Origin of the sequence: Arcobacter cryaerophilus gv. crypticus, from assembly GCF_002993025.1 — a bacterium.
GTDB classification, from domain to species: domain Bacteria; phylum Campylobacterota; class Campylobacteria; order Campylobacterales; family Arcobacteraceae; genus Aliarcobacter; species Aliarcobacter cryaerophilus_B.
The window spans coordinates 55,204-80,171 of sequence record NZ_NXGI01000009.1; the positions used below are offsets into that span (position 1 = coordinate 55,204).

Genomic DNA, 24,968 nt, shown 5'->3' on the forward strand with positions numbered 1-24,968 from the left:
CTTTAATACCTTTTTATTTTGTCATTATCTCTTGGAGAGTAGATTTTTAAACCCTTTAAATAAAGCCTAAAAGCATGATAAAATGTTCTGCTTACCACTAAAAAAGTGCTAAACATATATTTTATAAAAACTTTTAATATATTTTTAAAACTATAAGGCTTTGATTTTGAGTTAAAAATTGCTGATAATTTGTGTTGTTGATTTTCATATAAATCTATTTTTATAAATAGTTTATTCTCATCATATTTTAGTTCAAACTCATAAACTCCTTCACACTCAAAAAATGGAGAGACATACATATCTTTTTTTACAACTCCAAAATATGAGTTTTCATTTTTTTCACGTTTTTCAAGCTTTATGCAATAAACAACTCTTCCGCCATTGTAGTTATGAACTTCAGCTAAAATATGAGTTGGAAGATTTATTTCATCAAATAAAACCAACACACTAATAGGATTAAAAACAAAGTTTAAAACTCTAGGAAGTGTTAAAAATCTCATCTTTGAACTGGCTTTTAAATCAAATTTTTCTAAAAGATTTTCTATATTTTTAATAAAATCTATAGTTGTTCCAAAGTGGTCAACACTTTTTAAACTCATAAGATTTAGTCTATTTATAGAAAAAATAGTGTTTTTTAAACTTTCTAAATCAAAAACATCAATATCAAGAAGGTAAAAGTTATATTTAAACTCATGTTTTTTTGGAAGATATCTTTTGTGATAAATTGTTCCTTCAAAAATATTATGATTTGATTTTTTATTTAGCATTTAAAACTCACACATAAGTTTTGAAGCAACTTTTGTAGCACTTAAAAGTCCATCTTCATGGAATCCATATCTCCAATAAGCACCAGCATAATAAGTATTATTAACTCCACAAATCTCATCTTTTCTACTTTGCATCAAAATAGCTTTTGAATCAAATTGAGGATGGTCGTATGATATGTTTTCAATAACATTTTTAATACTTTTTGTCTCATTTAAAGATACAAAATAATCTTTTTTTGTTTTTAAATTTTGTAAAGAGTTTATCCAATAAGTTAAAGTAACCGCATTATTCTCTATATTTGAGCTTGTATAATTCCAAGCTGCATACATTTTTTTGTTTGGATGCAAAATATTATTATCGCTATGTAAAACAGCACTATTTTCTTTATATTTAAAAGCACTTAAAATCTCAACTTCTTTTGGTGATGGATCTTCTAAAATCTCTAAAGCTTCAGGTGCATGCATTGCTAAAACTACTTTGTCATAAAAAGTTTTTCCACCATCTTTATGTATTAAATATACACCATTATCAACTCTTTTTATCTTTATAACATCAGAGTTTAAAAATATCTTTCCAGATATTTTCTCTTTTATTTTTTCAACATAATTTATACTTCCATTTGAAACAGTAAGCCATTGATGATGTGTTGCTACTCCCAAAAGCCCATGATTTTTAAAAAACTTTAAAAATGTTCTTGCTGGAAAATTATTCATCTCATTGCTTGGAGTTGACCAAATAGCAGCTCCCATAGGAAGAAGATATCTATTTTTAAAAGCTTTTGAGTAATCTTTTATATACTCACCTAAAGTTTTATCTAAATCTTTTGATTCAATCATCAAATCTCTATTTGCTTTTTTATTAAAAGCTAAAATATCATTTATCATTTGATAGTGAGAAAAAGAGAATAAATTTCTTTTTTGAGCAAACATTCCTTTTAAAGATGAACCATTGTAAGCTATATTTTTATCTATATCCCAAAATGCAAAACTCATATCAGAGTTCTCTATTTTTACATCAAGTTCTTTAAATAGTTTTGTCAAAAGAGGATATGTTGGATAATTAAATACCAAAAATCCAGTATCAACTCCAAAAAATTTATCATCTTCTTGAACAACAGTTGTTCTTGCATGTCCACCTAGTCTATTCTCTTTTTCATAAAGATATACATCATGTTTTTTGCTTAAAATATAAGCACTTCCAAGCCCACTTATTCCAGCTCCTAAAACCGCTATTTTCATCTATATCTTCCTTTTGGATCAAGTTTTGTAAAAACTAATTTTGAGATATCCATTTTATTTTTTAAATCATCTAATATTTTTTCTAATTCATCTTTATCTATATTTGGAGTTCTACTCATAATCCAAAGATTTGAATAATCATCATTTGCTACAACAACTGTTTTGTAATTATTTATATAATCAATCTTATATGAACTTCTAAAAACAAAAAAATATCTCATATAAAGTTGATTATCTTCTAATTTTGCAAAACCATTGTATTGTATTAATTTCCCATTCAATTCATTTTCAAAACATCTATTAAAAACATCATAAGTTCCATCATCTTCTAGTTTGTACTCAACGCTTGATGCAACACAAGATGTTTGAAATTTGTTTTCAACTCTTGCTATTTCATACCAAAGACCTGAAAACCTTACTTTATCAATAAAATCATTTGAAAATGAAAAAGATACAAATAAAAAAATAAATAATAAATTTTTCAATTAAACTCCTAATTTAAGTTTAATAATTTATTATAAATTCCTATAGTTTTGTACACTCATTTTGTCATTTCATATCTATTTAAAAATAATATTGCAAAAATCTTAAAAATTATTGGAAGAGTTGAGTATAAAAATATTATTGCAAAAACTGAGTATTCGTTTATATTTTGCTTATCAAAACTTGTAAACTCTAAAGTTATAAATGATATTGCAAGAGCAAAAGCAAGGGATAGTTTTGTAATCATCGCCCAAAAACCAAATAAAACAGAAGTTAAATCCTCTTGCTTTTTTATAAAACTTGCAACATCTGCTTGAATTGATGATGGAATAGCCATATCAGCCCCAAGACAAGCTCCCGTAACTATGCAAATTATAGAAAAAAACAAAAAATCACCCTCATTTAAAAAAGGAACAAAAATAAATGCACCAATAGCAACAAAAATAGATAAAATCCAAGTTGATTTTTTTGATATGCTTTTTGAAATTTTTATCCAAATAGGAAAAGCAACAATTGCACTTAAAAAATAAATTATTAAAAATAATCCTGTATGCTCTTCTAAAACTAAAATATATTTAACAAAAAACAAAAAAAGAGTTGCTGGAAGTGCATTTGCTAAGTTATTAAATAAAAAAGCAAAAAAGAGTTTTTTCTGATTTGGATGATTTTTAAACAGTGTTTTTAAAGATTTTAAAAAACTGTTATGAACTATATTTTCACTTTTTATCTTTAAAGATTTAAGTTTATTATAAAAAAGTATTAAAGCTATTGGAAATATAATTAAAACAAAAGATAATAAAAGTTCTAGACTTTTTTTTGAATCATTTGAGACTAAAAAAATATATGGAAGTAAAAGTGATATTAAAACCCCTAAAATTATAAAAATTTCTCTTGAAAAAGCAAGTTTTGTATTATCAAGCTCATTTTTACCTAAAATTGCATTTAAACTTAAATATGGAATTAAAACAAAACTATATGAAATATATGTAATTATAGAAAAAACAAATAGATATAAATAGCTATTTGATATTGGTTTTACTAAAAAAAATAGAGAAATAACTAGAAAAATAGATGATATTAAAATAATTTTAATTTTTGAACTATAAATATCGCAAAATCTTCCAATAAATGGGTCTGCAACCATATCTATTAATCTTGCAAATAATAAAATAACTCCAACAAACCCAATATTTAAACCAATATGTTCAACATAAAAAGGTGGTAAATATATGTACAAAGGAAATCCCAAAAAAGCAATAGGAACTCCTAAAATACCATAAAAAAATAGTGTACTATTTTTAATCATTTTAAGAATTTACTTGTAATTTTTAGACTAATTTTATATGGTAAAATTGATAAAAACTTTAAAAAACTTGATAAAAATAGTGGAAAAGTTATATCAAATCTATAAGATTTATTAAGCTCTTCAAATATCTTTTTTGCAGCAAAATCTGGATCCATAAGTTGAGGCATTTTAAAATCATTTTTTGAAGTAAGTCTACTTTTTACAAAGCCGTGATTTATAACTTGAAGATTGATATTTTTTCTTTTTAACTCAGGTTGAATTGATTGTGCAAAGTTTAATAAAGCTGCTTTTGAAGCACTATAAGCTCCACCATAAGGTAATCCAAAATAACTAGCCAAACTACAGTTTAAAACTATTTTTGAAGAATTTGATTGATTCTCAAGATGGCTAATTATTGGTTTTAAAACTCTAATTGCACCTAAATAGTTTGTATTCATCATAGATTCAAAATTTGATATATTCCACTGCTCATAGCTCATAGATTCATAAACAGCAGCATTATAAAAACAGATATCAAGCCCATTAAAATTATTAAAAGCTTCATGAGCAACTCCTTTAGAAGCTTGTTCATCTAAAACATCTATATTTAAGAGCTTTAAGTCTGTTTTGTACTCACTTTTTAAGTTCAAAAAATCTTTTGAATTTTCAATATCTCTAGAGCTTGCAACTACTTTAAATCCATTTTGTAAATATATTTTAACAAGTTCAAAACCAATTGCACCACTAGAACCTATAATCCAAACTCTTTTTTCCATAAAAATCCTTATAAATTTTAAGTAGTTTATTACAGAATAAAGTTTTTTTGTATAACTAATATGTTAATTGATAAAATATAGTTTATTTTTATAGTAAATCTAAAATATCTTTTTCAATATCACTAGGTTTTGTACTAGGTGCATATCTTTTTACAACTTTACCATTTTTATCAACTAAAAACTTTGTAAAATTCCATTTTATTGTCTCAGTTCCTAAAACTCCTTTTGAGCTCTCTTTTAAAAATTTATATAAAGTGTGAGCATTTTCTCCATTTACATCAATTTTACTAAACATTTCAAACTCTACGCCATAAGTTAATGAGCAAAAATCTTTAATCTCTTCTTCAGTTCCTGGTTCTTGTGATAAAAACTGATTACAAGGAAAACCTAAAACTGATAATCCTTTATCAAAATATTTTTTATGTAACTCTTCTAAACCTTCATATTGGTTTGTAAAACCACATTTACTAGCAACATTTACAATTAACATCACCCTATTTTCATACTTTTTCATAGTAAAAACTTTACCATCTATATCTTTTACTTCAATATCATATATACTCATATTTTCCTCTCCAAATAAAGTTGTTATAAACAAAAATATACCAAAAATAAATCTCATATCTTAATCCTTTTTACTAAAATATTTTTTTGTTTGAAGATGTCTATATTCAAACATATTTTTTATATCTTTTTTAATTAATGGTGCAATTAATTTTCCAAATATACCAAAAGGTAATTTAAACTTAACACTATCTTTTAACTCACATAAATTATATAAACTCATTTATAGCCAAAGCTAATAAATTTTAAATTATAATGTTTTAGATAATAAGATTAAGGTTTAGTTTGAATATAGATGAAAGTTTTAAAAAGTTACTAGAAAATATTGGCAGTGAAGATATTGATATTATTGATAAGTTAAAATATATTATCTCTTTTATTAGACCAAATAGTAAAGATGATATTGCTTTTAGTTTAGAGTCAATAAATAAAATTATTGATTTTTTCAACTCAAAAGATGAGTTAGCACAAAATATATCAAGCTGTTTAAATCAAGTTTTTATAGAATCAAAAATATCTACAAATATTGTTAGTTTTGGGATTTTATCAAACAACTACTTCTCTTATGAAGCAAGGGAGAGATTTTATAATAAATTTCTACCAAATCCACCAAAAAAAGGTGACTTGAGGTATATTTTTGGAACTATATTTAATAAAAAAGATGATTTTAAATGGGTTTGTTCTATTGAAAATAGTATATGGATAGAGTTTTTTAAAGCTTTATTTAATAACTCAAAAAATATATCTAAAACAAAAAATCATCTTTTTAATGAACTTTTAGATGCACTTGAAATTTTATCTATTTGGATAGCAGCTGAAGAGTTTGATTCAAATTTTATTAGGCTTGATAAAAATTTATTAAATAAAGATTCAGCTTTTATAGCATTACAAAGAAATATAGCATCGTATATAGAATCTATTCAATCAGATTTTGTAAATATTGAAACTTCAAAATCAAAATTAGAAGAGTTAGATGTTTTATTGCAACAATCTTATGAGCAAGTTAATGCTTTAAAAAGAAAATCTCTTCATAATGGTATTTCAATAAATTTAACATATCAGCTTGAAAGATTAACTCAAATGCTAAAAAGAGTTGAAGACATTTTAGAGTTGATAAAATTTTTCGATACAAAAGATTCAAGTCAAATTTTAATAAATTTTTTTAAAGAAGCAGTTTTAAAAAATAGCAAAAAAAATTCACTAATAGATTTGTATAAACAAGGGATAAAAATTGTAGCAAGAAGTGTTACAAACTATACAAGTGAACATGGTGAACACTATATAGCAAGTGATTTAAAAGGCTATTTGAAAATGTTTCTTAGTGCAGCTGGAGCTGGAATTATAATAGCTATTATGGCACTTATAAAAATAAATATCACTCAAGCTGAATTTTCAATAGGAACTCAAACATTTTTAAGTAGTTTAAATTATGGTTTGGGATTTGTATTTATACATATTTTAGGTTTTACTGTTGCTACAAAACAACCAGCTATGACAGCATCAAAACTAGCCCAAGAGATAGAACAAGATGAAAATAATAAGGCAAATCAAAAAAAGATTATTGATTTAATATTTCAAGTTAGTCGTTCTCAATTTTCAGCAATTGCTGGAAATGTAATATTAGCAATAAGTGTAGCATTTTTGATATCTTACTTAGCTATAAAAAATAGTTATATAATTTTAGATGATGAGGATATAAAATACTATTTAAAAAATCTTGAACCAAATATAGCACTCTTTTATGCAGCAATTGCTGGATTATGGCTTTTTTTATCTGGATTAATCTCTGGATATTTTGATAATAGAGCTGATTTATTGGAGTTAAAAGATAGATACTATCATCAACCTTTACTTAAAAAACTTGTAAATGATAAATATAGAGAAAAATTTGCAACATATTTGCATGAGCATTATGGTTCAATATTAGGAAACTTCTTTTTTGGTATTCTTTTGGGAATAACACCTTGGATTGGATATTTACTAAATCTTCCACTTGATATTTCGCATGTTGCATTTTCAAGCGCATATTTAGGATACACCTCAATGCATTTTGATATATCAATAAATTTATTTTTGTACTATTTAATGTGCGTTTTAATGATAGGATTTGTAAATTTGATTGTAAGTTTTACTTTGGCGTTAAAAGTATCACTTCTATCAAGAGATACAAATTTTGGAAACTTCTTCTCATTTTTAAAAAATCTATTTATTGAGATATTAAAACGTCCAAATGAACTATTTTTCCCTTTTGGTTATAAGAAAAAAAAATAAAAGTAATTACAGTAGTCGAAATTTTCAGGCTTGATGATATTTTTGATGATATATTTTTTTAGCTTGAAATAAGTTGATATAGCTTGCTTGTTTGTAGTGATTCTCGAAGAAGTATCTTAAACTGGATTTTGTTCACCCTAAAAATATACTATCTAGAGAATTGTTTGCTCACTTTTAAAACGGATTTAAAAAAATCCTAAAAAGTCGAGCCATATAATTATATAGTCTTGACTAAAGTTTCTACAGGAATATGTAAAGCTTGAGATAAATTTCTAACCATTGTTAAAGATAAAGATATTTTTCTATTTAAAAGCTCTGATACTTTACTTTTATTTCCAATATAAGGTATTAAATCTTTTTGTTTTAAATTCATTTCTTCCATTCTATGTTTTATAGCTTCTATTGGGTCTGGAGTTTCAATATCCCAGTTTAGCTCTTCATATTTTTCAACCAATAAAGCTAATATTTCAAGTTCATCACTTTCAGGAGTTTCTATTTTTGGATTTAGTTCCATTAACTCATCAATTCTATTTAGAGCTTTATCATAATCTTTTTCAGTTTTTAAAATTTTTAATTTCATTTTAGATTTCCTTTGCATTTATTTTGTTATATTCTGCATGAGTACCAATAAACTTAACTCTTACAATTTTTCTTAAATAATCAATATGAACAATCAGTCTATAATCATTTCCTTTTATATTAAATACAACTCTGTTATCCTCTAAAAAAGATGCACTAGAATAGAATTTTTTAATATCATCAGAAGTTTTCCATTCTGATTTCTTTACATCTTGATGCCAAACTTCCAAAGGTGTTTTGGCTTGTGGATGTTTTTCATAAAATTGCACTAATGTTCTTTTACTTATTATGTTCATTTGTAATATTATCCTTTGTTCCTTTATAGGGAACTTAATCTATTTATTTTACTAATTTATCCAACCAATCAGCCCACCATTGCATTAACTCTTTTTTCTCTTCAAAATATTTATATTTTTATAAGCTAATTTAATTTAATGTATCTGATAATATTGCTCCAGAAATTCCTCTATCCACTTTAAAAGGTGATGGAAATACAAACTCGCTCCTATGTCTCGAATAAGGCTCTATTTGTTTTATAATATCTATTGCTTGTCTTGGTAAAGGGCAAACAAAATCAATATGAGTTTTCATTTTTGAATATAAATATAACACTAATATCACATTTATATTTTTCTCTAATATAGCCAATATTTTTTGTTAAAAGTTTTCTAGCTTCTTCTCTTTTTCCATCACTTAATTTATACTCTTTTTCTTTGGATTCTGCAAAATTTAATATCTTTATCTGATAGTGGTTTTACTAATTTTGCCATTTTTAACGGTAATTCCTTTTTGTCTTTTAAAATTTACCATAAATTATGCCGCAATAATATTTGATTTTATTTAAGTTGTTTCTGTAGAGAAAAGCCCTATAAAAAGGGCTTATTTGAGTTAATTTTAGTTTTTTGGAAGTAACTTCACAGGAACTATCTGTAACTAAAATAATATATTTAAATCCTATTTTATAGGCACTTGTATCTAGTTTAAATATTTTGTACTGTTATTTGTACTGTATTAGATTCGCTAGTACTAATAAATTTTTTTTATTTTTAATAGATAAAAATACAATATTTTAAAATCATTATATCAATCTAAGAATATCTTTATAATTTAAAATTGCTATTATCAAAAATTTATAACTAACTCTAAAATTTCTTTAGGAGTTCTTTCTATATGCGTAATTACTTTGTATCTTGTCAAAGAGCTAATAGTATCAAGAGTTTTATCTTCAGAATCTAATGAATTAGTATATGAGTTATATCTCATATCAAAATCATTTAGTTTTTCTACAAACTCTTCATCTGCACACTCTATAAAATAGTAGTTATTTAAATTAAATAGCTCAAACCTTAGCTCTTCAATATCTATTTTTTTATCATTATTAATATAATGCTCTTTTATTTTTTCTAATACATTATTTGCAATAAATGTATTAGAGTTTTCAATCAATTCATTTTTAAACTCTTTAATTTTATTTACAAGACCTTCATTATTACTAATTATTTCAATTTTTTGGATTTTTCCACTAGCTAAGTACTCTTCTAACTCTTCTAAAGTAAAAGCGTAATTAAGTAAATCAAATATTTTTCTTTTCTCTTTTTTTGTCCATTTGTAATAAGTTGGAGCTGAAAATTCAAAGAGTTCTACCATTATTTGTTCTTTTGTCATAAAAAGCCTTTTTTAGTTTTATTAATATAGTTAAGTATTTTATGAATTTTATATAAATTAAACTTAATATGCTTAATTTACTATTGACAAATTACATTTACTTAATATATAATAGTCAAAATAGATTAAGTTGGTTTATAAAACTTAACTATATTAATAATTATGGTTTAAAAATAAAAAAAGAGCAATAAATGAAAATAGATATATTAAGTGATTTACACTTTGATAATTACTTTTACAATAAATATACAAATGATGATGTAGTTAAGTTTTACAGTCAATTTATTGATTTTAATAATTGTGGGGATGTATTAGTAATTGCTGGTGATTTAGGACATAACAATAATCAAAATATAAAGATATTGAAAATTCTAAAACAATTTTATAAAAATATAGTTTGTGTTTTAGGAAATCACGATTACTACTTAACAGGGAAAGAGAATAAATCACTTTTTAAAGGCTCTTATGAGAGAGTTGATAATATGAGAGCATTAATCAATAAAGTAGAAGGAATGTATTGCTTAGATGGAGATATAGTTGAAATAGACGGCATTAAATTTGGTGGAGCAAATGGTTGGTACAATGAGGGTTTTTTACAAGTAAACTATCCTCATAAATTTTTCCAAAAATATTCAACTAATATTATGTGGCAAAACTGTACACCTGATTATAAAAACATCTTAGAAATTGAAAACTTTGATGATATTTATGAAATTGAAAAACCTAAAATAGAAAAGGTCTATAAAGATTGTGATGTAATGATTACTCATGTTAATCCTTGTGCAAAAAAAGAGTATTTACCATTTAAATATCAAAATCCTTCAAGCACTTTTTTTTGTTTTGATGGAGAAGAATATTTTAAAAATGGAAATATGCAATATTGGATATTTGGACATAATCATAATGTTATAGAGTATGAAGAGTTTAATGTTAAATGTATCTGTAATCCTTTAGGTTATCATAAAGAGAGTGGAAATGGACAATGGACTAAAATTAAGCAAATAGAGGTTTAAAATGGAAAAAACATATTTTGGATTAGATATTTATGAAGATAGAGGAACACTATGAATAATAATATTAAAAAATTAAAAGTAAAAGATAAATGGGAAAAAGATTTTGGAATTTTAACTTATGATTCATCAAAAAATACTTTTACATTCCAATATGATGATAATTGCAAAGGGTATAGTTTTTCAGATATTAATATTCAAAATGGTAGAGAGTTTGAGCAAGATAAAATTTTTAATGTTTTCTCTTTTGATGATAGCTTTGTTAAAAATCAATTAATGACAGAACATAATCTATTTGGTAAAAGTGATAATGAAGTTCAATGGTTTTTTAAAGAGCTTTGTGCCAAAAACAATACATTAAGTTGTAGAGGATTTTATTTTAAAAAAATTGGAGAAAACGTTTGCAAGATAAATTAAAATTCTTAGAAGCTTTTATTAGTAAAACTCAATTAATTGCTATTAAAAACTTTTTAGGAACAGAAGAAAAAGATTTTTATATTGCTAAAATAAATGAAGTTTTTGAAACAATAAAAAATATGCCTAAAACTTATGATACAGATGGTGAAGGAGATAGTGCTATTGTATATTTACATTACTTTATAAATGATAGTGATTTTTATATTACTGAAAAAGATATAGAAGATGAACAATTACAAGCTTTTGGATTGGTTTCTTTGAGTGGTGATGAGCCTGAGTTAGGTTATGTTCCTATTAGTGAGCTAATAGATATGAATGTTGAATTAGATTTATACTGGTCTCATAAAACTTTAAAAAAAGTGATAGAAGAATTTTAAAAAGGAGAATAAAATGCAAAAAACATATTTTGGATTAGATATATATCAAGATAGATATATAAAAGAAGCTGATATTAAAAAATTACCTTTTTATGAATTTTGGAAAGAAAGTGCAAAAGGTAGCACTTATTGTAAAATTGATAACGAAGCTTATATATATCTAATAGATTGGGAAAGCTTTTGTCATCTATTTATTAGAACTGGAAAACATAGAATGTCAAAATCTTCAAAGGTAACATAAATGGAAGATTACACTAAAACATATAATCGTTTACCACATATTTTAAATAGAAATATTCTTTTAAAGGAAAGAAAATTTTCTACACAAGAGATAATAGATTGTTTCAAAAAAACTAAATATGATGATTTAACAAATAGAGAAAGAGTTCTTGTCTCAAAAATGTTTAAAGAAATAAAAGATATTTATGATTTAAAAGCTATTTTAAGTGCTTATGAATCTGATGTAAAAAATATTGAATCTATTTATATAAATTCTCCTTATTGTGGATTTTTTGATTTTTGGAATAGTGAATTTGGTGTAGAAAAAATTCCTAATACTCCTTTTATTCCTTTAAAATCAAGTCAAATTAAATCTCCAACACTAAGAAAACTTGTTGCAAAAAAAGAAGCTTTAAATCCTTTATCAAATGAAAATAAAGAGAAACTTAGAAGCTTAGAGATACTACAAAAATGTAGAATTTATATTAAAAATGGGTGGATAGATTTAGCCTTTAATTTAGCAAAAGATATTCAAGATTTATGTAAAAAAGAGAATTGTGAGCTACCTACTGTTTATGTACTAGATAGTAAGTATGGAGAGTTTGAATTTGATTATTCTGATGATAATTTTTCTAAACATATCCAAAAAGAGATATTAGATTTAGTAAATATTGCAGAAGACAAATCACTAACTATTTGTGAAGTTTGTGGAGAAGCTGGTGAAAATAGAGTTTTTGAAGGTTGGTATTATACTTCTTGTGAACTTCATAAAAAAGAAATTAATTTTGAACAATTAGAAATAATTAGAAAAGCTAAAAATCTTATTCAACAAACGGAAAAAGAAGCTATTGAAATTATTGAAAAAAGAAAATTATGTAAGTTAAAATGTAAAGATACCGATATTGATAGAAGAGATTTAATCATCAACTGCTTTACAAAAAGAAGATATTCAGATTTAAATTATTATGAAAGAGAACTTGTTAATAGTTTATTTGAAGAAGAAAATCAAGAAACAATACAAGACTTAATAGATAATTATTTTTTAGATATTGAAGATATAAAAGCTATTTTTGAGAGTTCACCATATAGTGAAAATATTGAGTTTTTAAAAGTATTAAATGAACTGTTTGAAGATGATATAAGTAGAAAAAAGTAGAAAATGAGAAAATAAATAGGCACATCGACCAATCACCGTACAAAATCGCATACGCTAATTTGGGTGAATGATGTGCTTTAAGGGAAATCCCTTAAAAAATCCAAAATAAAATAATATAAATAATTAATATACTAAGATATAAATTAGATTAGTTCAGTAAATATTATAAATATTTTATTTAATAAAATTAAAGAGACATAGTTTTGTCCACTTAAAACTATAAACTTCTTATATAAAACATAAGGAGTTTATCAAATGCAAAGCTTATATTCAAAACTATCAATACTAAAAGATAACGAAGATTTTTTTTCAAACTATAAAAAAAATATAACTATTAAACAAATTCAAAAAGATTTAAATCTTTCAATAGATGAAGCTGCTATATTTTGTATTATTATCTCTTATCAACTTGAGAGTAACTATTCAACAAGTTTTTCAGATTTAAAAAAAGATTTTAACCTTGAAAGTGATGATTATTTAAAATACCTAAATATTGCATACAAGTTAGAGAAAAAAGGTCTTATTGCTTTGTCTGAAAGAAGAAGAGGAAAAAGCTCAAAGATTAGTCCAGATTTTAATATAGATGATATGATTTTTAATAAACTAATTCTGGGTTACGATTATTTAGATGATGTTGATTTTAGTGATATTTATAGTGTTGTGAAAGTTATTGCAGATTTAATTGATAAAAAAGATGATAAAAAATTAACTCAAGATAGATTAATGGATGAAGCTTATAAAGTATTTAATAAATTAGATGAAAAACAAGCATTTACACAACTTGTTTCAAAATATTCTACAAGAGAGAAATTAATATTAATGTATCTTATTTATGAATATATAGATGGAAATAGAGGTGAAAGAGCAAATAGAATTTGTGAAATGCTTTTTGATGAATTATCTCTTAGAGCACAATATCTAGAATTTATTTTAAAAGAAGAGTTGCCTATTTTTAAAGATAAACTTGTAAGACTTGATGAAAGAAGTAGTTTGTTTGACTCATCAACTGATATTCAACTAACATCAAAAGCAATTTCGATTTTATTGAAATCAAAAGATAAAACTAAAAAAAGAGAGTTTAAATCAAATTTTACAAAGCATATTAAATATAGCTCTTTAAAAAATGAGATATATTTAGATGAAAAAATAGCAAAAGATATAAACCAGTTAAAAGATGTTTGTGAAAGTAAAAACTTTAATAAAATCATAAAAGATTTAAAAAAAGCAAATTTACCATCAGGAATTGTCTCTATTTTTTATGGATTCCCTGGAACTGGTAAAACAGCAAGTGTTTATGAAATAGCAAAACTTACAAAAAGAGATGTTCTTCAAGTAGATATTAGCTCTATTCAATCAAAGTGGGTAGGTGAGAGTGAAAAGAATACTAAAGCTATATTTGATGAATATAAAAGAGCTTGTACTATTTTAAAATCAAAACCAATTCTTCTTTTTAATGAAGCTGATGCAATTATTTCAAAAAGATTAGATGTTACAGATGCAGTTGGTCAAATGAATAATACTATGCAAAATATTTTACTTGAAGAATTAGAAAACTTTGATGGTATTTTTATGGCTACAACAAACTTGATTGATAATATGGATGATGCTTTTTCAAGAAGATTTTTAAATAAAATAAAATTTGATAGACCAACAGCAAAAACTAGAGAGTTTATCTGGAAATCAAAATTACCAGAACTTGAAGATAAAATCTATGAAAAACTATCAAAGTATGATTTAAGTGGTGGACAAATAGAGAATGTAACAAGAAAATACCTAATAAATAAAATTCTAAATCAAAAAGAGTTTGATTTTGATGAAATACTAGAGTATATAAAAGAAGAGATTGAGTTTAAAAATAATGATGAAAATATTTTAAAAGTGGGGTTTTTGAAATGAAATTAAAAAGAGTATTTAGAAAAGAGTTTTTTATAACACTCTTTTTAAAACAAAATAAACATCATAGATTTGGAGTATTACTTCATACTTTAGCACTTGTTTATCATACTGCAAGACATAAACAATATAAGATGATACCATCATTTTTTACATGATATTGGAAAACCTATTATTACATTTCAAGACGAGAAAGATAAAATAACAGGTGAATACTCTTTTCATAATCATGAAGAACTTTCATATCAAGTTATTAAAAGTTGAAAAATCTTAACTTACACAAAAAATCTTGTTAGGTATCATTACCTAATAAGAGGAATGTACAAAGCCAAAGAAAGAAATCAAATAGGTAAATACAAAAGAATGAAAAGGTCTTATGATAAATTGGATTCATCTTTTATCAATGATCTTGAGCTATTTATGAAATTTGATGATTTAGCTAAAAAATCTTTCTAAATAGACAAAAAACTGTCCATATAATCTCATATAATTTTTCTATAACAAATAGGAGAATAATACATGATACCTTCAAAATTAATTACAAAAGAGAATGCAAAAAAACGCTTAGAGCAAAGAGGTCAGGATTTTATGGCTATTTTTGTTTCTGGTTCAAATGTTCATCCTGATCCCAAAATGTATAAATATTACTGGTGGATATACTCTATGGAATCAAAAGAAAAAAGTGCAGCTGAAGTATTTTATTCAAAAGCACATAGATTAACTACAAAAAAGTTTGAAGAAGAATCAATAAGATTACAAGACAATAAAATCTCTTTTGTGTATGTAAATAGAAAATTACATAGATTAGGTTCAATTTTTGATTATAAAAAATTAAAAGAGAAATATCCTGATATGGAATTTGCACCAGCTTATGAAGATGATAATGATGAAATGATAGAAAATGGACATAAATAAATGCAAAATCTATCTAAAACTCAAAAAGTAAGATTATTAAAATTAAATCTTAGATTACAAAATCTTCAAGAAAAAATCATAAAAGAAGCTGTAAAACTTGATATTGAATTGTCTAAAAGAGTGGCTGATGAAACAGATATTCTTGATGATTATGAAATTGATTTAAAAATACATTTTATTTTAAGAAAAGATGATGAAAACTACAAAGAAGATGATGATAATTTTGTAACAGAAATAAATGAATACCTAAAAGGTATATCAAAAAAATCAAATACTTATCCTTGGAGTTTAGAAGATAATCAAAATGAATTTAGGGGATGGGAAAATCATCCTATGAAAAATGATTATCATTGTTGGTGGTTTCACTGTCTTTATGACCATAATCATTTAGAATGGGAAGATATGTTAAAAATTGGGGAATTTTGGAGTGATTTAAAAGTTTATTATCAATATTTTGATTAGGGAGTCTATTTTGCAAGGAACTTGGAAAACAAAGAAAAAACATATTCAAAAAGATAAGTTTGGTCAAATAGTTAAAACTATTAAATATTTAAATCCAATAAAATTTAAAAAAGAACTATCAGTTGATTTTTTAGAAGATTACAAACTCAAACAATCAAAATACCCAAATAATCCTAGAAAAAAGATTTATAAGCAAATCGTTAGTTCAAGAAATAGAAGAATTGAAAGGGATTGGATAAAAAATGAATCTTGGGAAAATAAAATCCCAACTCATAAACTTTCTAAATCTATATTGTGGGAGATTGTCTGATTATTTTTGAATAATAGAATAGAAATAAGTGGTAAATAGTTATAATTGAATCAAATTTATGAGGAGTTAGTAAAATGATAGATAAAGCAGCTGCAATATCAATAAAAAATCTATTTGATGTATATTATGAAATACCTGAATATCAAAGAGAATATTCTTGGAGATTAGAAAATTGGGAAAATCTTTTTAATGATTTAAATGAAAGTGATAAAGATTATTTTTTAGGTACATTAATATGTATTGTAGATGGCGATACACCAATGCAAGTTGTTGATGGACAACAAAGGCTAACAACTTTATCTATTTTTAGATTAGCTATTTTTAAAAAATTAAATGATAAATTTACAATCTTTGGTTCAGATAGGGCAAAAAATAGGGAATTTTTAAATCTTGAATCCTCTCTTTATGATAAAAAAAATAAACTTCAATTACAAAGTAATAATAAATCTGAATATGAAAAACTTATAGATAAAATCATTAATAACAAAAATGAGAATTTTGACAACAGACTAAGAATTTTTAAAGCATATAACTATTTTGAAGAGAAACTTAGTGATTATACTGTTGATGAATTTTTTAATTTACTTGATAAAATAAATGGTGCTTTAGTAGTTAGAATTGAAGTGAAATCTGACCAAGATGCTTTCATTTTATTTGAAAGTATTAATAATAGAGGAATGCCTCTTAGTCCTATTGATTTGATAAAAAATAAAATCTTTGCACAATTAGCAAAAAATAAAATTAAAAACATTGAACAAAATAATAAAGAATGGCAAAAAATTTTAGATAGTATTGATGATTTTAATGACCAAGTGAGATTTTTAAGACATTATTATCATGCATTTCAAAATGATGAAAAAATTGGAATAAAAGGTTATACAAAAGCAACTAAATCAAATATTATTAAAATTTATTCAGAGCATATAGAAAAAGATGTAAAGTTTATTTTTGATGGATTAATAGAAAAAGCAAAAATATATAATCAATTTGTACATCCAGAGCCACTAGAAAAAAATAAATATAGAGAAAAGTTAATTGATTTACAAAGATTAGGAATAGCTCCAGCATATTCATTACTTCTTTTTTTATTTTCAAATTTCAAAGATGTAGATTTTGCAAATCTTTTAAATTTATTAGAAAATTGGTTTATTAGAAGACATATAACAGATTACCCAGCTACAAATAAACTAGACCAAATTTTTATTGATTTAATTTCAAAAATTAATGAACAAGGTTATTCTTTTGAGGTAGTTGAATCATTTTTGAAAAATGACAAAAATTATCAAAGTGATGAAAAATTTAAAGAAAGATTGGTTAATGATGATTTATATGAAATAAATACAGGAGCAACTAGATGTTTACTCACTAAATTAGAAAAATCAAAAAGAACAAAAGAAAGTGAAGTGAATTTTTGGGAAACAACTGGAGAAAAAAAACCAAAATTAATTTGGTCAATCGAACATATAATGCCACAAAATCCAGATAAAAAAACAGATTGGTTAAACATTGATGAAGAAATAAGAAAACAATATGTTCATAAGCTTGGAAATTTAACATTAACTTGCTATAACTCAAATTTATCGAATAAATCCTTTAATGATAAAACATCTATAAGTGAAAATGGAAATAATATTGGATTACAAAGTGGAAATGTGAAAATTAATGAGTATTTGATGAGTAAAATTGAATGGTCAATTGAAGATATTAAAAATAGAAGTGAAATCTTAGTAAATGAAATTATGTTACTTCTTCAAAAGTAATTAAGTTATAATTTAAGGAAATAGCGAAAAACTGCTATTTCCTATCAAATTTTATAAAAAAATTAGTTTTTTTCATCTTCAACTCCCAATAGTTTTAAACACTCTTGCATTAAAATCTCTTTTGAATCATTTTCAATTATTGCATAATCAGTTTCATCCAAATCAACACTTGCTTCAATTCCAAATATATAAAATCCATTAACATAATTAGGTAAAAAAAGATAATGGATTCGGTCATAAACTTTTGTTTTAAGAATTGCTACATTTAAAATTGGGTAGTTGTTAAAATGTTTTAAGCATATATCTTCTAATGATTTTTTTGAGAAAGTATTTAGTAATTTGTAATGAAAATTAAAAATAGGGTGTTCCATTTTATGAATAAGTTCTTTTAGATGCCAATAATATTTTAACTCTTTAAATATATTTAAAAAGTTGTCAATTATGCTTTTGTAATGTTTCTCTATCTTTGGTATATGTTTTCCAGCTCCAAACTCAAAATCTTTCCAGATTGATTTATCTATAGGAACTAAAGATTGTTTTATATTTGACCATGAGTATAAAGATATCTCTATTTTTAAATCATTTGATTTCTTTGAAAGAATTAGTTTAAAAAATATACCTAAATCTACTTTTTTATTATCATTTTCAAGTACCAATTCATCATTTGCATTTATAAAAAAAGATTTATTGTTAAATTTCTTGTTTTCTAAAAAGTTTTTTAATGTAATTGAATATCTTTTTTGCATAGCTTGCCTTACTGTTTTTCTTTAATTATAAAGATAAATATAGACAAAAATATGTCTTTATAAATAAATATAATTGTTTAAATCTTTCAAAGGAGAAAAATATCAAATGTAGCAATAATAGGAAGTAGAGATTTCAAAAATAAAGAGCTTCTTGATACTACTATGAAAAAAATTCAAGAACAAAATACTATTACAAAAATCATAAGTGGTGGAGCAAAAGGTGCTGATACTATGGGAGTTCAATGGGCGAATAAAAACAATATAGAAACATTAGTATTTTATCCTGATTTTAAAAAGCACAAAAGAGCTTATCATTTTAGAAATAGACAAATTGTTATACAATCAGATTTAATAGTTGCCTTTTGGAATGGTTATTCAACAGGAACAAAATATACAATAACTTTTGCAAAAACTTTAGAAAAAGAAGTAATAGTAGTTAAATATTAACAATTAAAAAAAATAAAAGGAACAAAAAATGCCAAGATTATTAAAAACATTAACTGAATATGTAGCAACTATAAGGAAAAGAGAAACTTATTTTATGGTGTTTAATACTGTTTATAATGATATTTATGCTTTTGGAACGAACAAAATTCTGCTGAATATGAAACTATCTTAGATGAGTGCAGTGAAGCAATAAGATTAACAAAAAATGAAATACTAGAGTTTATGAAAAAATATCCAAAGCAGAAGATTTTTCTAGATAGTTTGATTGAGTGTTGGAGTGAAAATTTATAATAAAATTATAGGTTTAGCATTAATTTTAATGGACAAAAATGTGTCTTTATTGACTGTTATAATTCTTTAATCATTTCTTTGACTTAAAATAAAGAGTATTATTTAAATGTTGGAAGAATTAGAAAATTCTATTGAAGTGATTATTAAAACTAAAAAGTGAGGATAAACAGATGGAAATGGATACTTTAGAAGAGATGGCTAGACAAAGAGAACTTAAAGAAAAAAATAGAACTCACACTAAAGAAGTAAAAAAATGTTTGAAGAGTTAATGGAAATGGAATTGCTTGTAAATGGTAAAAAATATGTAGCACCTAAACCTCAAAAAATAAATTTTCAAAAAGCTGTTAATCCAAAACACACAGTTCCTTTTGGAAATGGTTCACAAGAAGAACAAGATGAAATGGAAGATTTATTAAAAACAAATCCAGCACTATATGCAGCTATCACAAGTTGGAATTAAAATATGAAAAAAGAAGTTCATATGGAAGAAGAACTAAAAAAATAGCATATCTAAAAGATATGAATCTACCTCTTTATGTGGAATATTGGATTTATTCAATATCCATATTTGGGAAGTTTACTTATTGATACTCCACAAAATAGTAAAGTATAATGCTTTGATAAAAAAATATGGAAATCCATATTCCAAAGAAAAAGAAAATAATAAAGCTCTGTGGATTATGGATTATGAAAAAGCTTGTAAATTGAATGAAAAAAACGAAAAGTTTTTTGAAAATATTTAAGATTTAAATAATAATAATAATAAAGATATAATATTTATAATTAAAAAAGGAGTTTAAAATGGATGAAAAAGATGTAAGTTATAGTTTTGTAAGTATTAGGTCGCAACAACAGTCTAAAAATATAAGTTATACTTTTAAGAATAATGTAAATAATATTGATTGTTCTATTGTATTTGATATTGAATATTTAATTCTTGAATATATAGACCAAAAGACAAAAAAGCCTTATTATCAAATTTTTGTGGAGTTACCTTTTAGAATTAAAAGTAGTTGGATAATGAATATTCCTAAAGATATCGATGATTATATTTGCAAATTAATAGAATCTAAATTAAATTCTAAATATAAAGATATTCAAGTAAGAGATTATAACAACCAATTATTACTAAATGAGTTTAATAAACTTGTTGGAAGTCGAAATCAACATTTATATTCAACAAAATATAATCATGGATATTTATTTGATAAAATTAATAATTATCCAATAAATGATATTTTTAATCATTTAAATAGCATTACCAAAATTAAATATTTTTCTCAAATACCAAATTCAAATTCTCTTACATTCCCTTTATCTTGGTGTAAATTTGTTGAAATGTTAATTAAAGATAATTGTTATTATTGTGGTATTTCCATTTCTCAAATTAATGAATTAGGTAAAAAAAATCAATTATATACAAAAAGATATAGAGGTTATTGTTTGGAAATTGATCAAAAAAATGCATATGGTAATTACAGTGATTCAAATTGTGTTGCATCATGTTATTGGTGTAATAATGCAAAAACTGATGAATTTACAGAAGATGAGTTTAAAAATATTGCTTGTGGTATTAACATTTCGTGGAATGAAAGATTACAACAAATAGGTTCAACTTCAAAAGTGATTTTCCCTTGGCAAAATCAAGTTAAATGTTGTAAGTAAAGCATAAAAGAGAACTAAAATTCTCTTTTATCTCTCTTTTCCTCTTTTTCCAAATTCAATTTTCTCACAAGAAACACAATGCAAAGCACCACCATTTTTTATAATTGAATCAAATTTTATAGGCTCAATAATACAATTTTTATAAATATTTTGCAGTTGTTCCAAAGCTAAAAAATCTTCATTTATCCCATAAATAGGCACTATTAAAACATTTTCTATTTTTACAAAATTTAAGTAAGCTCCCCAATTTCTATCTTTTGTAAAAAAGCTGTCAGTATATTTCATAGCTTTGATATTTAGATAGTGTTTTTTCAAAGCTTTTATCAATTTATTGTTAAAAGTTTTTGATTCAATAGAAAAATCATTTACTAAAACACTATTTTCATCAATCCATCGTACCATACTATCACTATGCCCATATATATCGTAGGGCTGTTTTGGAATGATGATTAAATCTTCTAAATCACACTTTGTTTTGATAATTTTAATGATTTCATCTTTTGTTTTTGAGGGATTCTCTTTGAAAACTTTATCTGTCATAATAGCTTTGTTTTCATATCTTACGAAATTTCCACCATCAATAACTAAATCAATATGATTTTTTTCATAAACAATTTTAGTTTTGATGTTTTGATATTTACCATTTTGTAAATAATCAGGTTCATAAATATAAGATACTAAAGTTCCATCATCAAGACAAAATGGCATAAAATCTCTAGTCCAAATATCTTTTGTATTTTTCAAAATCTCATAAGAAATATTATGTTTATTTAAAATCTTTACTAAGTTTCGTGATTCTTTTGGATAGTTAGTAAAAAGAAGTTTTGATAGTCTAATTGTTTTCATCTTTAAGTCCTAAAATATAATCTAAATTTAAAAGTAAAAGTGTTCATTAGATAAAACCTTTTTAACAATAGTTTTATATTCAATATTACTGTTTATTTTTTCAATAAATTTTTCAAAATTCATTTAGTTCTCCTTTTTTTGGTATAAGAAATTGTATTGAAAGATTAGGACATATTTCTGTCTTACGAAATTACTTTAAAAAAATATAATGAAGTAAAGAAGATGAGGAATGATGAATTTGCAGATTAAAAATTAATTAAAATAGACAATAATATGTCCACATAAAAACTTATACTTTTATAAATTAATATAGGGGGGGGTAGTTTATGGAAAATATATTAGATTCAATAGAAGAGGAAAATATAGCAAATCTTTTTAGACTTAAAAATAGAGTTTACAATAAAACATTTAAAAATTATATTTGCATATTTAAACAGATAAAAAATATAAATTTCTATATAAATATAAAATATGAAAATATTGATTTTTCAACAGTTATCATAGATAAAAATATAAATAATTCTTCATTTCAAGATAATATATCTGTGGTGATAGATACTTTAGATTTTTTAAATGATGAGTTAAATGAAAAAATCCAAAAACTAAATGAAATAATAGCTATTTGCAAAGATTACTCAAAATTAAAAAAAGAAGAGAAAGAGCTAATAAAAGATAGTTATTTTTTTGCTAGATATATTCAAATACTTTGTACTACAAACTATTATAAATATTATTTGGATAACTATTTTGATATTTATGCTTCTATTGAAAATGAGTTACAGAGTAGTTTTTGGCTCTCTTTTAAAATTTATATTAGAAATATTTTAAAATATAGGACAAAATAGTGTCTAAATTATATAAGGATTTAATAAATGTTATGTAAAATAAAAACTATTTTACACAAAGGAAAATAGTGCCAAAAATTATTCAAAAACAAAATGACAATACAAAATACAACAGAATAAATCAAATTTATGAAATGTTGAAAAACAATGTTCACGGCTTTACTATAAATGAACTTGCAAAAGAGTTAGATGTTAGTACAAAAACAATTCAAAGAGATTTATATGAAGTATTAAGTGATTTAGGAGCTATAAAAGAGGGAAGAACTTGGAAAATTGACCCAAAACTTGCCTCTGATGATTTAAATACAAATGAAAGACTTATTCTTGGTATTTTAGATGAGATGGCAAAGAGTGCTGGAAATATATTTTACTCAAAAGCTCACTCGCTATTATCTCAAATTACTCAACAACTAGATCACCCAATATTTACAAATGTAAATGGTGAATATCTTGAAGATAAAACTGTTGCTTTGTTTGAGAAAATAGAAAAAGCTATTAAAGAAAAAGAGGAGATAAAGTTTGATTATGAAAAATATAATTTTCATGTAAAACCACTAAAACTTGCATTCTTTGATGGCTTTTGGTATTTACTTGCATTTCATATACAAAAAGATAAAGAAACTTTCAAAAAATATCACCTAAAATCTATAAAAAATATAGAAACTCTTAATTCAAAATTTGAAATTCCAGCTATTGTTGAAGAGAGATTAAAATATGCAAATAGTGTTTGGTTTAATTTGGATGTTCAGTTTAGAGTAAGATTGTTTATAGATAAACAAATTAGAAAATATTTTGAAAGAAAACCTCTTAGAGGTCAAAGTATAATTGGAGAAGATAAAGATGGCTCAATAGAAATAGAGATAAAAATTTCAAATAATATGGAAATACTCCCACTTATTTTATACTATATTCCATATATAAAAGTGTTAGAGCCACAAAGTTTAGCAGATGAGATAAAAGATAGAGTACAAGGGTATTTGGAAGAGATATAAAATATCCATTATTTCATAAAAACAAAATGGTACGAAAAAATCAATAAATCATACCAATTATGGTATGATTATATAAAATAATCGTTTCATTTAAGGAATAAATCTATGAAAAAATGGATTTGGCAACAAGAAAATTATCCCAATTTTACTTATGAATTTAAAAAGTTAGAATCTTTGATTCAAAAAGTATCCATACAACAGGGTTATCTAATCGCTCTTGCTCAAACTATTGATAATAAAACTATAATACAAAGACAATCTCAAGCATTAGAAAATGAAGCTATAAGCACATCAGCTATTGAGGGAAAAATATTAAATCGTGATAGTGTAAAAGCCTCTATTGCAAAGAAGTTTGGATTTAGGGATATTGATTATAATAAAATTGATAACTCAATTGAATACTTAATTGAAGTATTAATAGATGCAAATACAAACTACGATGCCAAATTGACACAAGAAAGACTTTTTGCATGGCATGGAGCAATTTTTCCAAAAGCTTATGATAAATTTAATGCTATAAATGTAGCTACTTTTAGAGGTGAAGAGACTATGCAAGTAGTTGGTGGATATGCTGGTAATGAAATTGTATATTATGAAGCACCTCCAAAATCTATACTTGAAAAAGAGATGCAAACTTTTTTAAATTGGTTTAATTCTACAAATGATGATTTAATAAAAGCTTGTATAGCTCATCTTTGGTTTGTAATTATTCACCCTTTTGATGATGGTAACGGAAGAATTGCAAGAGCAATTACAGATTTAGTTCTATCAAAAATAGAGAATTCAAAAATATCAAGATTATACTCAATGTCAAGTGCAATAAATGATGATAGAAAAGGTTATTGTAGGGACGCAAAGAATTTGGCCACCGCGCGCATTGACACTTGGCCACTTGACGCATAATGATTTGGCCACCGTGCGCATTTCAAAGTGAGCCATGAAATCTTTATGATGCGTCTATAAGGTTGAGCTAAGTTTTAGAGTATTC

32 protein-coding genes are annotated in these 24,968 nt (G+C 24.4%); 19 read left to right on the forward strand and 13 right to left on the reverse strand.

Annotated features, from left to right (window positions below):
• Nucleotides 1-2: 2 nt before the first annotated feature.
• The 7 genes from CJ670_RS05115 to CJ670_RS10815 form a co-directional block, all read right to left on the reverse strand.
• Entirely contained in the window at nucleotides 3-767 is a 765-nt protein-coding gene (locus tag CJ670_RS05115) for a DUF1365 domain-containing protein (protein WP_105939112.1), read from the reverse strand.
• A complete protein-coding gene (locus CJ670_RS05120) occupies nucleotides 768-2,006 on the reverse strand; it encodes an NAD(P)/FAD-dependent oxidoreductase (RefSeq protein WP_105939113.1) in 1,239 nt (412 codons plus the stop codon).
• Complete coding sequence (locus CJ670_RS05125) at nucleotides 2,003-2,491, reverse strand: lipocalin family protein (RefSeq protein WP_105939114.1); 489 nt, start codon at nucleotides 2,489-2,491, stop codon at nucleotides 2,003-2,005. The genes CJ670_RS05120 and CJ670_RS05125 overlap by 4 nt, the downstream gene beginning before the upstream one ends.
• A gap of 56 nt (nucleotides 2,492-2,547) precedes the next feature.
• Nucleotides 2,548-3,795 carry an MFS transporter gene (locus CJ670_RS05130; RefSeq protein WP_105939115.1) on the reverse strand — a complete coding sequence of 416 codons (1,248 nt, stop codon included), beginning with the start codon at nucleotides 3,793-3,795 and terminating at the stop codon, nucleotides 2,548-2,550.
• Nucleotides 3,792-4,550: an SDR family NAD(P)-dependent oxidoreductase gene (locus tag CJ670_RS05135; RefSeq protein ID WP_105939116.1), complete on the reverse strand. Its 759-nt coding sequence runs from the start codon at nucleotides 4,548-4,550 to the stop codon at nucleotides 3,792-3,794. Before CJ670_RS05135 ends, CJ670_RS05130 begins: the two co-directional genes overlap by 4 nt.
• An 88-nt stretch (nucleotides 4,551-4,638) precedes the next feature.
• Nucleotides 4,639-5,115, reverse strand: coding sequence for a glutathione peroxidase (locus CJ670_RS05140; protein ID WP_105939143.1), 477 nt, complete (start codon nucleotides 5,113-5,115; stop codon nucleotides 4,639-4,641).
• A 60-nt stretch (nucleotides 5,116-5,175) separates the two neighbouring features.
• Nucleotides 5,176-5,337 (reverse strand): SRPBCC family protein, encoded by a 162-nt coding sequence (locus tag CJ670_RS10815; RefSeq protein ID WP_165785183.1) that lies wholly within the window; start codon nucleotides 5,335-5,337, stop codon nucleotides 5,176-5,178.
• 62 nt (nucleotides 5,338-5,399) lie between these two features.
• Here CJ670_RS10815 and CJ670_RS05145 point away from each other — a divergent pair, with 62 nt between their 5' ends.
• On the forward strand, nucleotides 5,400-7,385 hold the full coding sequence (locus CJ670_RS05145; protein ID WP_165785184.1) for a transporter-like protein: 1,986 nt from the start codon (nucleotides 5,400-5,402) through the stop codon (nucleotides 7,383-7,385).
• A 217-nt stretch (nucleotides 7,386-7,602) separates the two neighbouring features.
• On the opposite strand, the gene CJ670_RS05150 is transcribed toward CJ670_RS05145, so the two are convergent.
• The 4 genes from CJ670_RS05150 to CJ670_RS05165 form a co-directional block, all read right to left on the reverse strand.
• Nucleotides 7,603-7,965 carry a helix-turn-helix domain-containing protein gene (locus tag CJ670_RS05150; protein WP_105939118.1) on the reverse strand — a complete coding sequence of 121 codons (363 nt, stop codon included), beginning with the start codon at nucleotides 7,963-7,965 and terminating at the stop codon, nucleotides 7,603-7,605.
• Nucleotide 7,966: 1 nt separating this feature from the next.
• Nucleotides 7,967-8,260, reverse strand: coding sequence for a type II toxin-antitoxin system HigB family toxin (locus tag CJ670_RS05155; protein WP_105939119.1), 294 nt, complete (start codon nucleotides 8,258-8,260; stop codon nucleotides 7,967-7,969).
• A gap of 130 nt (nucleotides 8,261-8,390) precedes the next feature.
• On the reverse strand, nucleotides 8,391-8,555 hold the full coding sequence (locus tag CJ670_RS10820) for a hypothetical protein (RefSeq protein ID WP_165785185.1): 165 nt from the start codon (nucleotides 8,553-8,555) through the stop codon (nucleotides 8,391-8,393).
• Nucleotides 8,556-9,086: 531 nt separating this feature from the next.
• Nucleotides 9,087-9,629, reverse strand: a complete 543-nt coding sequence (locus CJ670_RS05165) for a hypothetical protein (protein WP_105939121.1) — start codon at nucleotides 9,627-9,629, stop codon at nucleotides 9,087-9,089.
• Nucleotides 9,630-9,820: 191 nt separating this feature from the next.
• Here CJ670_RS05165 and CJ670_RS05170 point away from each other — a divergent pair, with 191 nt between their 5' ends.
• The 11 genes from CJ670_RS05170 (at nucleotide 9,821) to CJ670_RS05215 (ending at nucleotide 18,148) form a co-directional block, all read left to right on the forward strand.
• On the forward strand, nucleotides 9,821-10,642 hold the full coding sequence (locus tag CJ670_RS05170; protein ID WP_105939122.1) for a metallophosphoesterase: 822 nt from the start codon (nucleotides 9,821-9,823) through the stop codon (nucleotides 10,640-10,642).
• A 51-nt stretch (nucleotides 10,643-10,693) separates the two neighbouring features.
• The gene (locus CJ670_RS05175) at nucleotides 10,694-11,056 is read left to right on the forward strand and encodes a hypothetical protein (protein ID WP_105939123.1); all 363 of its coding nucleotides are present in this window, start codon (nucleotides 10,694-10,696) and stop codon (nucleotides 11,054-11,056) included.
• Complete coding sequence (locus CJ670_RS05180) at nucleotides 11,041-11,433, forward strand: DUF2958 domain-containing protein (protein ID WP_105939124.1); 393 nt, start codon at nucleotides 11,041-11,043, stop codon at nucleotides 11,431-11,433. The genes CJ670_RS05175 and CJ670_RS05180 overlap by 16 nt, the downstream gene beginning before the upstream one ends.
• A 13-nt stretch (nucleotides 11,434-11,446) precedes the next feature.
• Nucleotides 11,447-11,674 carry a hypothetical protein gene (locus tag CJ670_RS05185; protein WP_105939125.1) on the forward strand — a complete coding sequence of 76 codons (228 nt, stop codon included), beginning with the start codon at nucleotides 11,447-11,449 and terminating at the stop codon, nucleotides 11,672-11,674.
• Entirely contained in the window at nucleotides 11,675-12,808 is a 1,134-nt protein-coding gene (locus CJ670_RS05190) for a hypothetical protein (RefSeq protein ID WP_105939126.1), read from the forward strand.
• Nucleotides 12,809-13,063: 255 nt separating this feature from the next.
• Nucleotides 13,064-14,704 (forward strand): ATP-binding protein, encoded by a 1,641-nt coding sequence (locus CJ670_RS05195; protein ID WP_105939127.1) that lies wholly within the window; start codon nucleotides 13,064-13,066, stop codon nucleotides 14,702-14,704.
• Complete coding sequence (locus CJ670_RS10825) at nucleotides 14,701-14,859, forward strand: hypothetical protein (RefSeq protein WP_165785186.1); 159 nt, start codon at nucleotides 14,701-14,703, stop codon at nucleotides 14,857-14,859. Before CJ670_RS05195 ends, CJ670_RS10825 begins: the two co-directional genes overlap by 4 nt.
• Nucleotides 14,860-15,220: 361 nt before the next feature.
• A complete protein-coding gene (locus CJ670_RS05200) occupies nucleotides 15,221-15,616 on the forward strand; it encodes a hypothetical protein (RefSeq protein ID WP_105939128.1) in 396 nt (131 codons plus the stop codon).
• Nucleotides 15,617-16,078 (forward strand): hypothetical protein, encoded by a 462-nt coding sequence (locus tag CJ670_RS05205; protein WP_105939129.1) that lies wholly within the window; start codon nucleotides 15,617-15,619, stop codon nucleotides 16,076-16,078.
• A gap of 10 nt (nucleotides 16,079-16,088) precedes the next feature.
• Nucleotides 16,089-16,388, forward strand: coding sequence for a hypothetical protein (locus tag CJ670_RS05210; protein WP_105939130.1), 300 nt, complete (start codon nucleotides 16,089-16,091; stop codon nucleotides 16,386-16,388).
• A 74-nt stretch (nucleotides 16,389-16,462) separates the two neighbouring features.
• Nucleotides 16,463-18,148: a DUF262 domain-containing protein gene (locus CJ670_RS05215; protein WP_105939131.1), complete on the forward strand. Its 1,686-nt coding sequence runs from the start codon at nucleotides 16,463-16,465 to the stop codon at nucleotides 18,146-18,148.
• A gap of 62 nt (nucleotides 18,149-18,210) precedes the next feature.
• Here CJ670_RS05215 and CJ670_RS05220 read toward each other — a convergent pair whose 3' ends face one another.
• Nucleotides 18,211-18,894, reverse strand: coding sequence for a hypothetical protein (locus tag CJ670_RS05220; protein WP_105939132.1), 684 nt, complete (start codon nucleotides 18,892-18,894; stop codon nucleotides 18,211-18,213).
• A 114-nt stretch (nucleotides 18,895-19,008) separates the two neighbouring features.
• Here CJ670_RS05220 and CJ670_RS05225 point away from each other — a divergent pair, with 114 nt between their 5' ends.
• The 4 genes from CJ670_RS05225 (at nucleotide 19,009) to CJ670_RS05235 (ending at nucleotide 21,297) form a co-directional block, all read left to right on the forward strand.
• On the forward strand, nucleotides 19,009-19,341 hold the full coding sequence (locus CJ670_RS05225; protein WP_483414923.1) for an SLOG family protein: 333 nt from the start codon (nucleotides 19,009-19,011) through the stop codon (nucleotides 19,339-19,341).
• A 544-nt stretch (nucleotides 19,342-19,885) separates the two neighbouring features.
• Entirely contained in the window at nucleotides 19,886-20,092 is a 207-nt protein-coding gene (locus tag CJ670_RS05230; RefSeq protein WP_105939134.1) for a hypothetical protein, read from the forward strand.
• A gap of 157 nt (nucleotides 20,093-20,249) precedes the next feature.
• Nucleotides 20,250-20,375 carry a hypothetical protein gene (locus CJ670_RS11040; RefSeq protein ID WP_280951914.1) on the forward strand — a complete coding sequence of 42 codons (126 nt, stop codon included), beginning with the start codon at nucleotides 20,250-20,252 and terminating at the stop codon, nucleotides 20,373-20,375.
• 58 nt (nucleotides 20,376-20,433) lie between these two features.
• The gene (locus tag CJ670_RS05235; protein ID WP_105939135.1) at nucleotides 20,434-21,297 is read left to right on the forward strand and encodes a hypothetical protein; all 864 of its coding nucleotides are present in this window, start codon (nucleotides 20,434-20,436) and stop codon (nucleotides 21,295-21,297) included.
• 27 nt (nucleotides 21,298-21,324) lie between these two features.
• Here CJ670_RS05235 and CJ670_RS05240 read toward each other — a convergent pair whose 3' ends face one another.
• A complete protein-coding gene (locus CJ670_RS05240; RefSeq protein WP_105939136.1) occupies nucleotides 21,325-22,143 on the reverse strand; it encodes an agmatine deiminase family protein in 819 nt (272 codons plus the stop codon).
• 326 nt (nucleotides 22,144-22,469) lie between these two features.
• On the opposite strand from CJ670_RS05240, the gene CJ670_RS05245 reads away from it, so the two are divergent.
• The 3 genes from CJ670_RS05245 (at nucleotide 22,470) to CJ670_RS05255 (ending at nucleotide 24,883) form a co-directional block, all read left to right on the forward strand.
• Nucleotides 22,470-22,988: a hypothetical protein gene (locus CJ670_RS05245; protein ID WP_105939137.1), complete on the forward strand. Its 519-nt coding sequence runs from the start codon at nucleotides 22,470-22,472 to the stop codon at nucleotides 22,986-22,988.
• 68 nt (nucleotides 22,989-23,056) lie between these two features.
• Entirely contained in the window at nucleotides 23,057-23,980 is a 924-nt protein-coding gene (locus CJ670_RS05250; protein WP_105939138.1) for a helix-turn-helix transcriptional regulator, read from the forward strand.
• A 105-nt stretch (nucleotides 23,981-24,085) separates the two neighbouring features.
• A complete protein-coding gene (locus CJ670_RS05255) occupies nucleotides 24,086-24,883 on the forward strand; it encodes a Fic family protein (protein ID WP_105939139.1) in 798 nt (265 codons plus the stop codon).
• Nucleotides 24,884-24,968 lie beyond the last annotated feature (85 nt).